Origin of the sequence: Aeromonas sp. QDB62 (assembly GCF_027705695.1) — a bacterium.
In the GTDB taxonomy this organism is placed as follows: domain Bacteria; phylum Pseudomonadota; class Gammaproteobacteria; order Enterobacterales; family Aeromonadaceae; genus Aeromonas; species Aeromonas allosaccharophila.
On record NZ_JAPDCD010000035.1, the window covers coordinates 1 to 14,917 of the forward strand.

Annotated in this window: 16 protein-coding genes; 11 read left to right on the plus strand and 5 right to left on the minus strand. The window is 57.8% G+C overall.

Annotated elements, in window-relative coordinates; translation table 11 throughout:
• Positions 1-52 precede the first annotated feature (52 nt).
• Together OKC27_RS16490 and OKC27_RS16495 are read right to left on the minus strand one after the other, a co-directional pair.
• The gene (locus tag OKC27_RS16490) at positions 53-571 is read right to left on the minus strand and encodes a GNAT family N-acetyltransferase (RefSeq protein ID WP_270806515.1); all 519 of its coding nucleotides are present in this window, start codon (positions 569-571) and stop codon (positions 53-55) included.
• Positions 571-987, minus strand: a complete 417-nt coding sequence (locus OKC27_RS16495; RefSeq protein ID WP_182938859.1) for a GNAT family N-acetyltransferase — start codon at positions 985-987, stop codon at positions 571-573. Before OKC27_RS16495 ends, OKC27_RS16490 begins: the two co-directional genes overlap by 1 nt.
• 219 nt (positions 988-1,206) lie before the next feature.
• Between OKC27_RS16495 and ybaK the strand changes: the two genes are divergently transcribed.
• From ybaK to OKC27_RS16515, 4 genes are all read left to right on the plus strand, one after another.
• On the plus strand, positions 1,207-1,671 hold the full coding sequence (gene ybaK, locus OKC27_RS16500) for a Cys-tRNA(Pro) deacylase (protein WP_005336092.1): 465 nt from the start codon (positions 1,207-1,209) through the stop codon (positions 1,669-1,671).
• Positions 1,672-1,818: 147 nt separating this feature from the next.
• Positions 1,819-2,727, plus strand: coding sequence for a hypothetical protein (locus OKC27_RS16505; RefSeq protein WP_182938860.1), 909 nt, complete (start codon positions 1,819-1,821; stop codon positions 2,725-2,727).
• Between the two features lie 68 nt (positions 2,728-2,795).
• Complete coding sequence (locus OKC27_RS16510; RefSeq protein WP_182938861.1) at positions 2,796-3,587, plus strand: substrate-binding periplasmic protein; 792 nt, start codon at positions 2,796-2,798, stop codon at positions 3,585-3,587.
• Between the two features lie 112 nt (positions 3,588-3,699).
• Entirely contained in the window at positions 3,700-4,584 is an 885-nt protein-coding gene (locus OKC27_RS16515) for a hypothetical protein (RefSeq protein WP_182939705.1), read from the plus strand.
• On the opposite strand, the gene OKC27_RS16520 is transcribed toward OKC27_RS16515, so the two are convergent.
• Complete coding sequence (locus OKC27_RS16520) at positions 4,578-5,462, minus strand: LysR family transcriptional regulator (RefSeq protein WP_182938862.1); 885 nt, start codon at positions 5,460-5,462, stop codon at positions 4,578-4,580. The two genes, OKC27_RS16515 and OKC27_RS16520, sit on opposite strands and share 7 nt — an antisense overlap.
• Before the next feature lie 134 nt (positions 5,463-5,596).
• Between OKC27_RS16520 and OKC27_RS16525 the strand changes: the two genes are divergently transcribed.
• From OKC27_RS16525 to OKC27_RS16535, 3 genes are all read left to right on the plus strand, one after another.
• Entirely contained in the window at positions 5,597-5,998 is a 402-nt protein-coding gene (locus OKC27_RS16525; RefSeq protein WP_182933032.1) for a CidA/LrgA family protein, read from the plus strand.
• Positions 5,991-6,680, plus strand: coding sequence for an LrgB family protein (locus tag OKC27_RS16530; RefSeq protein WP_139406758.1), 690 nt, complete (start codon positions 5,991-5,993; stop codon positions 6,678-6,680). Before OKC27_RS16525 ends, OKC27_RS16530 begins: the two co-directional genes overlap by 8 nt.
• A 74-nt stretch (positions 6,681-6,754) precedes the next feature.
• Positions 6,755-7,651 carry a hypothetical protein gene (locus OKC27_RS16535; protein ID WP_182938863.1) on the plus strand — a complete coding sequence of 299 codons (897 nt, stop codon included), beginning with the start codon at positions 6,755-6,757 and terminating at the stop codon, positions 7,649-7,651.
• Positions 7,652-7,735: 84 nt separating this feature from the next.
• Here the strand turns inward: OKC27_RS16535 and OKC27_RS16540 are convergent, their stop codons facing one another.
• Positions 7,736-7,876 (minus strand): hypothetical protein, encoded by a 141-nt coding sequence (locus tag OKC27_RS16540; RefSeq protein WP_182933030.1) that lies wholly within the window; start codon positions 7,874-7,876, stop codon positions 7,736-7,738.
• Between the two features lie 63 nt (positions 7,877-7,939).
• On the opposite strand from OKC27_RS16540, the gene OKC27_RS16545 reads away from it, so the two are divergent.
• Entirely contained in the window at positions 7,940-8,803 is an 864-nt protein-coding gene (locus OKC27_RS16545; protein ID WP_182938864.1) for a patatin-like phospholipase family protein, read from the plus strand.
• A gap of 89 nt (positions 8,804-8,892) precedes the next feature.
• On the opposite strand, the gene mutS is transcribed toward OKC27_RS16545, so the two are convergent.
• Positions 8,893-11,448, minus strand: coding sequence for a DNA mismatch repair protein MutS (gene mutS / locus OKC27_RS16550; RefSeq protein ID WP_270806495.1), 2,556 nt, complete (start codon positions 11,446-11,448; stop codon positions 8,893-8,895).
• 212 nt (positions 11,449-11,660) lie between these two features.
• Between mutS and OKC27_RS16555 the strand changes: the two genes are divergently transcribed.
• From OKC27_RS16555 to OKC27_RS16565, 3 genes are all read left to right on the plus strand, one after another.
• Positions 11,661-12,953 carry a tyrosine-type recombinase/integrase gene (locus tag OKC27_RS16555; protein WP_270806496.1) on the plus strand — a complete coding sequence of 431 codons (1,293 nt, stop codon included), beginning with the start codon at positions 11,661-11,663 and terminating at the stop codon, positions 12,951-12,953.
• A gap of 687 nt (positions 12,954-13,640) precedes the next feature.
• Positions 13,641-13,838, plus strand: coding sequence for a helix-turn-helix transcriptional regulator (locus OKC27_RS16560; RefSeq protein WP_100654656.1), 198 nt, complete (start codon positions 13,641-13,643; stop codon positions 13,836-13,838).
• Positions 13,839-14,085: 247 nt separating this feature from the next.
• Positions 14,086-14,889, plus strand: a complete 804-nt coding sequence (locus tag OKC27_RS16565) for a hypothetical protein (protein ID WP_270806497.1) — start codon at positions 14,086-14,088, stop codon at positions 14,887-14,889.
• Positions 14,890-14,917: the final 28 nt, after the last annotated feature.

The following is a 14,917-nucleotide window of genomic DNA, read 5'->3' on the forward strand; positions in this document are numbered from 1 at the left end:
TCCTGCATGGAGACGCGATTAGATCACAGACGATCTGCCTGTTCAAATTTCATTAACAAAGTGCGATCCCGCCCTGCCAGTTAGTGGGAACAAGGGAGTAGATATGTGCATCAAGGGGCTGGCCATGAAGAAAGAGACGGTTCCTTGCCCTGCATTCAAAGGTTGCACCGGCGGCGATGGCAACGGCTTCGCTGGCGGTGTTGCCAACCCCCATCACGATCTCCAGCCGAAATAGCCCTAACTGCTCAAAAGCAAAGTCACGGAGCAGGGTGACCGCCTGTCGGGCGATGCCGCAGCCTTGGCGGGATTGGCGAACCCAGTAACCGATATTGCCGTAGCGATGATGTGGCGACAGCTGGTTGATACCTGCGCCACCCAAGAGCTGGCCGGTGGTGGCGCAGAAGATGCCCATGTCAAAGGCGCGTCCTGCCGCGCGATCCTGATCGCAGCTGGCAAACCACTCCAGCGCGCTGCCCCGAGTAAATGAACGGGAGCACCAAAACTCGTCGGCATCGGCCGGTTCGAACGGGCGGATCACGAGCTGAGCGTTGGCAAGGAGCTGGAATGTGATCACTTGTCCTGCTTTTTCAGGAAGTAACTGATATGCCCCGGCGGCATATCGGGCAGCTGGCCAAAGACTTCGTAACCCTGCTTCTGGTAGAAGGGGAGGGCCTGAAAGCTGGTGGTTTCCAAGTGGTAGTTGCTGATGCCCTTGCTTTGGGCGTACTGCTCCATGGCGCCGAGCAGGCGGCCGCCCCAGCCATCGCGGCGGATGCTTTCGTCGATCCAGAGCCAGTCGACATGCAGCCAGCCCCACTTGATGTCGGCGATGATGCCGCCGTGTACCTTGCCCTCTTTATCCTTGATAAAGCTGGCGATCCGCTCGCGCAGATGGGTGCCGGCGTGACCCTTGTTGAAGCCCGAGAGACCAATGCGCAGCGCTTCGATCTCATCGTCCCGAGGCGGTTGGGGTGGGGTTAGTTGCATATGTGCTCCTGCTGTATGGGGTCGTGGCTGCGTCAAAGGGTTAAAGCAATACCCGTTTGGGCTCAGTTTGGTCAAGTGTTCTAGTCGGCCGCCGCCAGCGTGCATGGCTAGCGGCCAGTCAATCTCCCTTGCGACTGCATCACCCCCCTTGCATCACCCCATAGTGAGGTGCAGACTGTTTGGCCTTGTTTTTATGTGATTCGATTCAAGGCAACCATCATGACTCCTGCCATCAACCTGCTGAAGAAGCTCAAGATTCCCCACAAGCTCTACCCCTACGAGTGCGAAGCCCACGACGATTTCGGCAAGCATGCCGCGACCCAGCTCGGGCTGCCGGAGGCGCAGGTGTTCAAGACCCTGGTCGCCCATCACGACAAGCAGGCGGTGGTGGCCATCGTTCCCTCATCCGGCATGTGCAGCCTGAAGCAGCTGGCCAAGGCGACCGGCCTCAAGAAGGTGGAGATGATGAAACCTGCTGAGGCGGAGAAGCTGACCGGTTACAAGGTGGGTGGCATCAGCCCGCTGGCCCAGAAGAAGCTGCTGCCTACCGTGCTCGACGAGTCGGCCCTGCAGTTTGACGAGATCCTGGTGAGCGGCGGCAAGCGTGGCCTCTCGGTCGGGGTGGCGCCGCAGGATATGCTGACGCTGATGAAGTGGATCGCCGCTCCCATCGGCGAAGAGTAGTGCCGGGCTCGGCATGATCCCGCGCTCCGGGCCGGTGGCGGCCCGGACTTCCCCGCCGGTGATCGGGCGCGCAAGTCGCAACTGGCCCGCCCTCAACGGGGGGAGAGCCAGTCTATACTGGGTGAACCCCGTTGTATGAGTTCAGCCATGATCTATCGACTTCTGTTGCTCTGCCTCTGTTTATCCTTCCCCTCTGCCTTGCTGGCTGCCACCCGCTTTACCCTGCTCAGTCCTGAAAACAGTCAGGATATGCGGATGCGTTATTACCGTGAGGTGATGCAGCTGGCGCTGGAGAAGACCCGCCCCGAATATGGTGACTACGAGTTGCTGGACTCCCTGCCGATGAACAAGGCGCGGATGCGGATTGAGGTGCAGGAGCAGGGCGAAAACGCCCTGTTTATTGTCGACAGCTGGCCCTATCAGGGGGAAGTTGTGGCGGTTCAGGGCGCGGCGGATCAGGTGGCATCGATCCCGTTCCCGATCGACATGGGGATCCTCGGCTACCGGGTCTGTTTCGTCGGTTCGGATCGCGCTGCCGAGCTGGCGCGGGTGAACACCCTGGATCAGTTGCGCCACTTCACTCAGGGAGCGGGCACCGGCTGGCAGGATGCCGTGATCCTGCGCCACGGCGGACTGACCGTGCATGAGGTGGATAACTACGAGTCGCTGTTTCGCATGGTGGCGCGCGGGCGCATCGACCTCTTCTGCCGTGGGGCCAACGAGATCCTGCCGGAGTGGCAATCTCATCAGGGCAAGGTGGCCGGGTTGACGGTCGATCGCCATCTGGCCCTCTTCTATCCACTGATCCACGTGTTCTACAGCAACGCCCACTATGTTCAGGAGCGCGAGCGTCTTGCGCGCGGTCTGCAACTGGCCTGGCAGGATGGTTCCCTCAAGCGGCTCTGGCGTCACCACTTCCAGTCCTCGCTGGTGTTTGCCAATCTGGGGGCTCGCCAGATCTTCCGGCTCGGCAACCCGCTGCTACTCAAGGCGGGTTTTGACTATCGCCCCTACCTTTACAATCCGCAGGCGGATGATTTCGGTTCACTGCCCTGAGCCGGGTTATCAGGTGCACAGGCTCTGATAGAGTAAGGGAGAGATCGTTGCCGCCAAGGAGATGGCCCATGCGCGTATCTGCCCGCATCCTGCTCTTCATCGCGTTGCTGTTGCCCGTCACTGGCGGCGCGGCCCCGGCCTTTACGCTGCGTACCTGCCTCGAAAACAGTGACTCCTACCCCTGGCTGCTGCAATCGGGCGAGGGGATTGTCCAGTATCACCTCAAGGCGGTTGCCACCGCCCTCAATGCCGAGATCGTGCTGACGCCGCTGCCGTGGAAGCGCTGCCTCTCGCAGGTGAGCAGTGGCCAGATGGATGCGGCCATCAAGATGAGTTACAGCGTCGAGCGAGCGACCAAGGTGGGGGTCTATCCCATGCGTGAGGGCAAACCCGACCCCGCCAAGCGGCTGCTGACCGAGAGCTACAGCCTCTACCAGCTCAAGGGGGGCAAGAGCCAGTGGGATGGCACCACCCTCAGGGTCAAGGGCATGGTGGCGGCCCAGTCGGGATTTTCCATCGTCGACTTGTTGCTGGCGGCGGGGGCCGAGGTGGATGACTCCAGCCGTGACCCGCTGATCATGTTGAAAAAGCTGGTGATGGATCGGGCGCAGGCGACGGCCATCCAGACCGAGGTGGCTGACAGCATTCTGGCGGCCCATCCCGAGCTGCAGGCCCGTATCGAGCGGCTGTCGCCGGTGCTGGTGGAGAAACCCTACTATCTGGTCTTCTCTCACCACTTCTATCAGGCCCATCCCCAACAAAGCCGGCAGGTGTGGGATGCCATCGAGCAGGTGCGCGATTCTGCTGCCTATCAACGTTACGCCGCGTCGCTCAGAAGCACGCCTCCGGCGGGGGAGTAGGCTGATGGGTGCAACTGGCCAAAAAGGGGAAGAGACCATGGGGTGGTGGCGGGAGCGGGCGCCCACGCTCGGGGGCTACACTGAAAGTACCCCTTCAGCCAAGGCCCGGTTTATGTCCTCCCTGCATCTGCTGGCCGCCGCGCTGCTCTGCCTGTTGTCGCTGACCGGGCAGGCGGCCACCCGGTTTACCTACATCAGCCCGGAGAGCGAGCGGGACCCGCGCACCACCTATGATCGGGAGTTGTTGCGGCTCGCCCTTGAGAAGACCCGCGACCAGTTTGGCGACTATGAGCTGGTCCCCGCACCGCCCATGACCAAGGCGCGCGAGCGGCTCAGCATGCAGCTTGACAGCTACCCCAACCTCTTTGTGATGGACAGCTACAGCAGCACCCGCGAGGGGCTGGGGCTCACCTATGTCCGTTTTCCCATCCATCTGGGCATCGTCAGCTACCGCATCTGTTTCGTCAGCCCACAGCAAAAGGCGGCGGTGAGCAGAGTGACCGACCTCAAGGGGCTGCGCCAGTTCACCTTTGGTCAGGGCAAGGGGTGGCTGGATGTGGATATTCTGCGCTACGCCGGGATGGAGGTGGTGGAAGTGGAGGGGTACGAGAAGCTGTTCAAAATGGTAGCGCGGGGTCGCTTCGATCTCTTCTGCCGCGGGGCGAGCGAGCTGCGCAGCGAGCAGCTCACCCACAAGGAGATAGCGGATCTGCTGGTGGATGAGGCGCTGTTGATCTACTACCCGCTGCCCCGGGTTTTCTACACCAATCCCAATAATCGCGAGGCGCTGTTACGGGTCGAGCAGGGGTTGCAACTGGCATGGCAGGATGGCTCGCTACAGGCGCTGTGGCGCAAGAGTTTTGGCCCGGCCATCGCCTTTGCCAAGTTTTACCAGCGCAGACTGCTGCGGCTGGATAACCCCTTTCTCGAGGGGATCAGCTTCGATTACCGCCCCTACTTCTACAACCCGCAGACCGATCGCTTCGGTGATTATTGAGGTTCCTGCCGGGTGCGACAGAGGGCCAGCCAGGCCTCGGCGGTGCGCGACAGATAGCGCTCGCTCGGCCAGATCACCCCGAGTCGCCAGCTCAGTTCGGGCTCCAGCGGCCGCAGCACCAACCCATCGGGCGTCAGCCGGTTGCAGACCGGCTCCGGCAAGAAGGCGACTCCCATGCCGCTGCGTACCATGGCGGTGAGAAAATCCCACTGGCTGCTGCGCGCCGCCACCTGCGGCACAAAGCCTGCCTCCTGACACGCCTGCTCCAGCCGCTCGCTCAGGGTAAATGCCTGGGTATAGAGCAGGAAGGGCTCCTCCTGCAGGGACTCCAGCCGCAGCGGCGCCTCGCCACGCCAGCGGGGTTGATCCGGCAGCACCACCCTAATCGGGTATTGATCCAGCTCCAGCGCACTGAGGGCGCCCCCCTCTTTGGTCGGCAGCATGGTGATGGCGAGATCCAGTTCCCCCTCCAGCACCGCCTGTTCGATGCGGCGACCGCCGTACTCCACCAGCGTCAGCTCCACCTTGGGATAGCGGGTGCGGTAGGCGCGGATCAGATCCGCATAGACGTGGCCCACCATGGGGGGAATGCCGAGGGTGAGGCGACCGTGTTGCAGGCTCTGCAGATCCGCCAGTTCGGCCTCCAGCTGCTGCATCTCCGCCAGGATGGTCTGGGCCCGGTTGAACAGCACCTGGCCGCTGTCGGTCAGGGTGAAGCGGCGTCCCTCCCGGTTGAGCAGGGGCTGGCCCAGCTCCTCTTCAATATTGCGGATCATCTTGCTGATGGTGGGCTGGGTGACGAACAGCTTTTCGGAGGCGCGGGTGAAGCTTTTTTCCCGCACCAGTTCGACAAAATAGCGCAGGGCGCGAATATCCATGGACTCTCTCGACTCGTGTTGGCGGGTAGGGGATGAAGTATGCCTATGCGGCATGAATTTGATAATTTTAATTCATTTCTGGCAGGTTTTGCTCAACTCTATACTGTGAGCCGGTTCACAGAAAGACGATAATCATGAAAGCCCTCTGCTTGCGCTGGTTACAGACTCCCTTCCAGATTGTGTTGCTGGCAGCCATCTGGCTGCTGGCCGATATCGCGGTGCGCACCCTCCATCTGCCGCTGCCCGCCAACCTCACCGGCATGTTGCTGCTGCTGGCCTGCATCCTGCTTGGGGTGGTCAAGGCGCAGTGGTTTGAGGCCGGTGCCCGCTGGCTGCTGGCGGAGATGCTGCTGTTCTTCGTCCCCGCCGTGGTGGCGGTGGTCAACTATCAGGAGCTGTTGCTGGAGGAGGGGTGGCGGATCATGGTGGTGCTGCTGGTGAGTACCACGCTAGTGCTCGGCACTACCGCGCTGGTGGTGGACCGGGTTTACCGCCTCGAACTGAAACTGGCCCGCCGGAGTCGCCGTCATGTCTGATACCCTGCTCGGGCTGCTCTGCTTTGCCCTGACCCTGCTCTTCTACTACGCCAGCAAATGGCTCTATGGCAAAAAGCGCATTCTACCGCTGATGCCCCTTCTACTGGCGCCGACCCTGCTGGTGGCGGTGGTACTGCTGTTCCACATCCCCTATCAGGATTACATGGCCGAATCCCACTGGCTGCTCTGGCTGCTGGGACCCGCCACCGTTGCCTTCGCCGTGCCGGTCTACGAGAACCGCCAGCTCATTCGCCGCCACTGGCTGTCGCTGTCGGTGGGGGTGTTCGCTTCCGTCATCATGGCGGTGGGCAGTACCGTGCTGCTGGCCCGCTGGCTGGATCTCTCCGACATGCTGCAACGCAGTCTGGCGATGCGCTCCATCACCACCCCATTTGCGGTGGAGGCGACCCGCGCCATCGGCGGTCAGAGCGATCTCACCGCGCTGTTCGTAGTGTTGACCGGGGTGATTGGTATGGCGGTGGGGGAGAGCGTGCTCACCGTGCTGGCCATTCGCAGCCGCCTCGGCAAGGGGGCGGGCTTTGGTGCTTCGGCCCACGGTGCCGGTACTGCCAAGGCCTATCAGATGGGTAACGAGGAGGGGGTGGTCTCCAGCATGGTGATGATGATCGCCGGCATGGTAACCGTGCTGCTGGCGCCCCTGCTGGGCCAGATGTTCTGGTAGGCCGAGTTTCCCTTTAGAAGGCGGCTCGTCCCGGCGCTACACTCTAGGGAGCGTGTATTCCCGGGATGAGCAGTATGACCTTTCATCGCCTCGCTTTCTCCTTGCTGCTGTGCAGCCTCTCCCTCCTTGCCGCCCCCCTGTGGGCGAGCGACGTCTTTACCCATATCAGCCCCGAAAGTGAGCGGGATCAGCGCACTCTCTATTTTCGCGATCTGTTGCAGCTGGCGTTGGAGAAGACCCGCGACAGCTTCGGTGACTACGAGCTGCGGGCGGCGCCGCCGATGAACCGGATCCGGCTGCGCCAAGTGCTGCAAACCAACTTCTATCCCAACTTCTTTGCCGTCGATACGCCACAGCCTGATAGCGGCGAGGCCCTCGACTATGTCCGCTTCCCGGTGGAGCTCGGCATCCTCGGCTATCGCATCTGCTTTGTCAGTCCGCAGCAGGCGAAGGCAATTGCGGGGGTGACCCGCTTCGAACAGCTCAAGCAGTACCAGAACGTGCAGGGGCGCGGTTGGCAGGATGCTGCCATTCTGCGGGCGGCCGGTCTGCAGGTGCAGGAGGTGGACAGCTATGAGCGCCTGTTCAAGCTGGTGGCCCGTGGGCGGGCCGACCTCTTTTGCCGCGGCGCCAACGAGCTCTTCACCGAGCTGGAGCAGCATCGGGATGTGGTCGGTCTCACCGTGGAGCCGCACATCGCTCTGCACTACCCCTTCCTCCATCTCTTCTACACCTACAAGGGGAATCAGACGGGGCTCAGGCGCATTCAGGCCGGGCTCAAGCTGGCGTGGCAGGATGGCTCGCTACAACAGCTCTGGCTGCGCTACTTCAAGCCATCCCTCGCTCAGGCCAGGCTCCACGAGCGGCAGCTGTTCGAGCTGCCCAACCCGCTGCTCAAGGGGATCGACTTTGATTACGACGCCTACCACTATGATCCGGTAACGGGGCACTTCGGCCCCGGCTTGCCCTGAGCCGGAATCAGCAATCAGTGACGTGGCCAGCCCTGCGGCTGGCCTTTTTATCAGGCGAATCATGCCAAATTGGCATGCTTTTTATTATTTAAATTCATTTTTTGACGGTTGTTGCGCTGCATATACTGGGGGTCGCTTCACGGTTTCACGTTTTGCATCTGTCCGGCTGTTGCCTTGCCGATGCGGGCCTGAACCGTCCTGCTGCGGCGTCTTGATGTTCTGCATGAAGGCGTCCATCACTGGGCCGGGATCGATCCCGGCAGGTATTACAGCTGACGGAGCCTTGTTATGTTTAATCCCCACCCTCGCGCCCTGATTGTCGAAGGGGGAGCCATGCGCGGCATCTTCGCCAGCGGCGTGCTCGATGCCTTCGTGGAAAGCCACCACTACCCGTTCGATTTCGTCATGGGCGTTTCGGCCGGTGCCACCAATCTGGTCTCTTATCTGAGCGAGCAGCCGCGCCGCAGTCATCACATCATCACCGAGCTGGCCTGCAGCAGCGACTTTCTCGACCCGTTGCGTTTCGTCAAGGGGGGCGATCTGGTGGATGTCCGCTGGCTCTGGCGCACCAGTCGCTACCGTTTTCCCCTCGACCTCGATACCTTCTCCACCTGCCGCATCCCCTTCTATGCGGTCATCACCGAGGTGGCGACCGGCGCGGCTGTCTACCTGCCGGTGCGCCCCGAGAATATGGACGAAGTGCTGACCGCCACCTGCGCCCTGCCGGTGGTGCAGCACGAGACCCCCTGTGTCGAGGGGCGCCCCATGGCGGATGGCGGCATCAGCGACTCCATTCCGGTGATCGAGGCCTACCGTCGCGGGGCGCGGCGGATGACGGTGGTGCTCTCCGAGCCGCGCGGTTATCGCAAGAAGCCGGCCCGCTTCTGCTGGATGGTCAAAGCCTTGCTGAAGACCCAGCCCGCGCTGGCACAGGCGATGCTTGCACGGGATGTGGCCTACAACCGGGCTCTCGATTTTATCGCCAATCCCCCTGCCGACTGCGAGATCGAGGTGATCGCGCCACCGGCCGATTTTCCTGTCTCCCGCTTTACCCGCGACGCGTTCAAGCTGGAGTCCGGCTATCTGCAGGGCTACTGGCAGGGGCGCCAGAGCCTGCTGCGTGCTCGCAGGGAGGCGCGAGCGGTGGCCTGAACGGCTGGTCGGTGCTGAACATAACGTGCTGAACATAAAAAGGGGAACCTCGCGGTTCCCCTTTTGCATGCTTGCGCGGCGGCAGCTGCTTACAGCATCTGCTTGAGGCGATAGATCAGGTCGAGCGCCTGACGGGGGGTCAGCTCGTCTGGGCGCACCGCTTCCAGCTCTTCCACCACCGGATGGATCTGCGGGGCGAGAGTCACCGGAGCCGGGCGGCTTTCACCGGCGGCCACCGGGGTGGCGCTCTCCAGCTCGTGCAGTTTGTGGCGAGCCTGCTGGATCACCGATTTTGGCACCCCCGCCAGCGCCGCCACTTGCAGGCCGTAGGAGCGGCTGGCCGCCCCTTCCTGCACCGCATGCATAAAGGCGATGGTGTCGCCGTGCTCCACTGCATCCAGATGGACGTTGGCCAGTCCGCTCATCAGCTCGGGCAAGCGGGTCAGCTCGAAGTAGTGGGTGGCGAACAGGGTGTAAGCGCCAATCTTGCTCGCCAGTTGCTCGGCGCAGGCCCACGCCAGCGAGAGGCCGTCGTAGGTGCTGGTACCTCGGCCAATCTCGTCCATCAGCACCAGACTGCGGGCGGTGGCGTTGTTGAGGATGTTGGCGGTCTCGGTCATCTCCACCATAAAGGTGGAGCGGCCGGAGGCGAGATCGTCCGATGCCCCGATGCGGGTGAAGATGCGGTCGATGGGGCCGATGCGGGCGCTGTCGGCGGGCACGAAGGCACCGATATGGGCCAGCAACACGATCAGCGCAGTCTGGCGCATGTAGGTCGATTTACCGCCCATGTTGGGGCCTGTGATGATCAGCATCCGCCGCTCCCGCTCCAGCCGGATGGGGTTGGCGATAAAGGGATCGCTCATCACCTGCTCCACCACCGGATGGCGGCCCGCCTCGATCAGGATCTGATCCTCATCGATGAGCGTCGGGCATCGGTAGTCGAGGGTCTCGGCCCGCTCGGCCAGGTTGGCCAGCACGTCCAGCTCCGCCAGTGCGGCAGCGGACTCCTGCAGATCGCCGAGGTGGGGCAGCAGGGCATCGAGCAGCTCTTCGTAGAGGCGTTTCTCCAGTGCCAGCGCCTGAGCCTGGGCGGTGAGCACCTTGTCCTCGTATTTTTTAAGCTCATCGATGATGTAGCGTTCGTTGTTTTTCAGCGTCTGACGGCGGATGTAGTGGGCCGGCACCAGATGGCTGTTGGCGCGGCTCACTTCGATATAGAAGCCGTGCACCTTGTTGTAACCCACCTTGAGGGTGTTGATGCCGGTCAGCAGCTTCTCCCGCTCCTCGATGCGGGCGAGGCTGGCAGTGGCGCCGTTGGCCAGATCCCGCAGCTCGTCCAGCTCCTGATTGAAGCCGTCACGGATGACGCCGCCATCGCGGATCAGCACCGGTGGCACCTCCATCACCGCGCGCTCCAGCAGGTCGAGCAGCTCGGGGAAGGTGCTGGCGCGCTCGGCCAGCTGCTGCACCGCTTCGTGTTCATTGTCCGCCAGCAGGCGTTGCAACTCGGGCAGCTGGGCGAACGCCTGACGCAGGCGGGTGAGGTCGCGGGGACGGGCCGAGCGCAGGGCGAGACGGGCCAGCACCCGCTCCACATCGCCGACCTGACGCAACAGGTTGCCCAACTCGTCGTAGAGGTTCTGCTCGATGAGCTCCTTGATGGTGCTCTGGCGGCCTTTGAGGATCACCCGATCGCGGATCGGTTGGTGGATCCAGCGCTTGAGCAGGCGGCTGCCCATGGGGGTGGCGGTGCGATCCAGCACCTCGGCCAGGGTATTTTCATAGCCACCGGCCAGATTCTGGGTCAGCTCCAGATTGCGGCGGGTGGCGGCATCCATGATGACGGCATGATCGGGCTGTTCGAGGCGCACGCTGCGAATGTGGGGCAGTGCGGTGCGCTGGGTGTCCTTGACGTACTGCATCAGGCAACCGGCAGCGCACAGGGCGGTCTCGCTCTGCTCGACGCCAAAGCCCACCAGATCCTGGGTACCGAATTGTTGGCAGAGCAGCTTGCGGGCAGTCCCGAGCTCGAACTCCCACTCCGGGCGCCGGCGCAGACCGCGGCGACCCTCGACGTGGTGCAGGAAGGCGAAGGATTCGGGGTAGAGCAGCTCCGCCGGATTGGTGCGCTGCAGCTCCGCCAGCAGGGTCTCTTCTTTTTCGAACTGGTTGATGAAGAAGCGGCCGGAGCCGATGTCCATGGTGCCATAGCCGAAGCGGCGGCCATCGTGGTAGACGGCGGCGATCAGGTTGTCCTGCCGCTCGCTGAGCAGCGCCTCGTCGGAGACGGTGCCCGGAGTGATGATGCGGATCACCTTGCGCTCCACCGGCCCCTTGCTGGTGGCGGGATCCCCCACCTGTTCGCAAATGGCGGCAGATTCGCCGAGCTGGACCAGCTTGGCCAGATAGCCCTCGATGGCGTGATAGGGAACGCCCGCCATCGGGATGGGGCTGCCAGCCGACTGGCCACGCTTGGTCAGGGAGATATCGAGCAGTTGGGAGGCCTTGCGGGCATCGTCATAGAACAACTCGTAGAAGTCGCCCATCCGGTAGAACAGCAGGATCTCGGGATTCTCGGCCTTGAGGCCAAGGTACTGCTGCATCATTGGTGTGTGATTGTGGAGATTCTCTATTGCTGACATGTAGTTATCTCTCTTTACATGCTTATATTACAATGGCTTATGGTGTTTTCGTGGTCTCTTGTTTGCTCTGAGAGTCTCACTCGATCTCACCCAATCGCAGGCGAAAATGTAGGTTGAAGTGTAGGTTTTGATTTTGTAGCCTACAGTGACATTAAGCCCTATGCATGCGGCCAAGCTAGGAGAGCGTATGCATCAGCCATAGGAGGTCGGTTATGCCAGCGGACAAGGGTAACAAAGCACTGTCCTTTAGAGCAATTGAAGTCATGAAGCCATCGGATAGCGATAAGGCTGATAATGGGGTCAACAGAGGGCTTCGTGTCACTTGCGGAAAGACAGGTAAAAAGACATTTTTCTATCGTTATACGAGCCCAGTAACAAATAAGTTAACCCAAATCTCACTTGGGGTATTTCCAGCCGTATCCTTGGAGCAGGCCCGTATAAAACTACGGGAGCTCAAGCTCATCAGGCAACAAGGCCGGTGTCCAGCTACTGAAGCAAGAGCTGCCGCGCTTGAGCTTAAACAAAAAGTCAAGAATGAGAGTGAGCTAGGGAAGTTTACCCTTAAAGCGATGATCGATCTTTATCTAAAGAACCATATAGAGGATCAACGTTTACCTAATGGTACTATAAAGAGTGGGGCAAGGAAAAAGAAAGGTCAGGCTGAGGCTAGGCGCACTCTTTACGGTGATGCGGTTCCAATGCTTGGTGACCAATTAGCTCGTGATGTGAGTCGACAAGATATGATTGATCTTGTTATGTCTATTATAAAGCGAGGTGCTAATGTTCAGGCTGGGAATGTTTTGCGGGAGGTTTTGGCTGCATATGATTACTCGATGGGATTGGGTAAATTCGATGACCAATTTATTAACCCTGCGCTCCAAGCTAAGGTCAGTTTGGCTAGAACCAAGGTCAAACTAACTTCTAAGAAAGGCAGCCGTTTTTTTAGTAATGATGAACTGAAAATATTTTTGAACTGGTTGCCAAATTCAAAATTCACTGATGTGCAGAAAAATATTCTTAGGATGACTTTATGGACTGGCTGTCGTACAGGGGAAATATGTGAGGCTACTTGGCGTGATATAGATATTAACGAAGGCATATTTTACATTCGAGAGTCTAAAACAGGAGTGGCAAGAGAGGTCCAACTTCCACGTCAATGCATAACCTTTCTTAAAGAAAATAAAATCGGCAATGAGCTTTATTTATTCCCATCTCAGCGAACAGGTAAGCCCATAAAACAAAAGCAGTTGACTGAAACTACTTGGGTTATGAGGTGTGGGAATGTAATGCTAGATATTCCGCATTGGACGCCACATGACCTCCGGCGTACCGTTAGAACAGGGCTCTCGCGTTTACAATGTCCAACAGAAGTTGCAGAGGCTATTCTTGGGCACTCGAAGAAAGGGTTGATCGGGACATATGATCTTCATCAGTACACCGAGCAAAGTCGAGAATGGTTGCAACGTTGGGCGGATCACCTAGATACATTGCATAGCTCGAGTTGATGAACTTCTGATATGCGGTGACACCACAGAATGTCGATCCGGAATTTGGAGCCTGTAAATAATTCTGTGTAACTGCCAATTCCATTACAGGTGACCGTTCAGGTGGTCACCGAATTCGATAATTATAATTCTGGATAAGCATTATTTCCAACGTTCATGAGTAACGTTCGTGTTCTTTGGTACAACATTCAGGATCAACATATGCGATGCACTGTTTTGCTTGGATCTTGTAGCGCTGAGCGTTCTACGTACGTGACACTAGAGGTATCTTACCTTGAGCACAGTTGCCAAAAATCTTGTCGTGCTACGTCACCAGTTGGTGAGCAGAGCCCTTCAAAGGATTTTCGATACCCACACTTATTCTCCCTATAAGATGGCAAAATCCCTCTTGATGTGTTAAACGCGCGTGCGCGCGCGTTTAATCGCGCGCGCGATATACACGCATGATACAACGCAGAATGTGGCGATAACGCACGTAGCGATATGAACGTGTACGTGCGCGTCCATACATCGTTATGTGTTGTGGTTGTGCAGGGCAGTTCAAAAGCCGCGATCGTGATTCTTTAGAATGCGTCCCTAGTATTCGAACAGTCGTTATGAGCGGCGACATCGAGGGAAAGAACACATCAAGTTTTCGCTGTTCTCGAAATCTGTAAATGACCTTTGACTATTACAAAGGAGTCATTTATGAAACACGAAACATGTTTGCTGAGCCTGGCTGAAGTCATCGAATGCTGCACAATTTCTCGCGCAACAATTTATCGTTTGATGGCGCAGGGAAACTTTCCGAGATCAGTTCAGCCGAAAGGTTGTCGTCGAGTTGCATGGCGTTCCTCCGATATACAAGCATGGATGAGTAATCTGCAATACACCGACAAAAAATGAAACCACTCATTTCATTCATGAAGGGTGAGTCTAAATATTCAACCTGATTTTTGTTCTACTCTCCTTACATCTCCGCCTAAGCTCTACGTTTTTAACTTGGTAGTCAGAACCAATGCGACATTGTTGTCGAAAGATATCGCAACAATGAGTTTGTTCGTGTGGTAGTGCGAACGTTAAATATAGCGAATGGCTTCGCGTGGGAATACGCAATGGAGTCAGTGCCGAGACTTTGAAAATGAAAAAGTTCATGAAAGCCAAAATTGAAAATGTCATTGCAATTGAATCGTTGCTTCCAAAATTTGAGACCCATGAAGATTGTTGGCATGAGAACAAAATTAGAGTAAGCAAACTTTCTAATTCTAATAAATATGGCGCGAATGTGCTGGCTGAAAAACTATCAGATTGCGATGAGGAGAGGCCTTGTTTTAGTTTGGCATGCCATGAATGTGTACGACGATTACGACTTAAAAAGATAAGTCAGTTAGCGCTGTTCTGTGAAGATTATAAAGAGTGGAAATTTGCGACGTTCATCTATTATGACGAAATGGTTCGCGAATTAAGTCACATTGACACCCCTCGTTTGAAAAATAGGTTGTATAAGCAATTGGATCGTGCAGGTATAACTGATGTTGTTATAGGGTATTTTGAAGTTGATTTTCAAACGGAATATAATCATTGGCTTCCCCATTTTCATCTGTTAGTGAAATGTAGGAACTCCCATACTCCAGAATGGGAGAGACTACGTAAGCTTTTCCAGAAACAGGATGTACCAAACAATATCAATGTTATAAAATTCTGCCCTGTTGAGGTTAAGGAACTCAAAGATCCATTGAGGCAGATAGCTTACACTTGTAAGTTTATGTGGCAGCGGAAGGGGTTTTTTATTGGTAAAGATGACCGTAGGAAAAGCAAAAAATATAGGTTGCCAAAAGGTAAATTCATAGACGCATTACTGAAGCTTGATTCATTGAAATTAGTTGATGTAGAGTTCATGTATAGGGTGCAACAAAATGGAGCAACGTTGACGGAGTCTGTCCATGGTAAAAAATGATACTTTGCTATTCCATGCTGTTAGATTA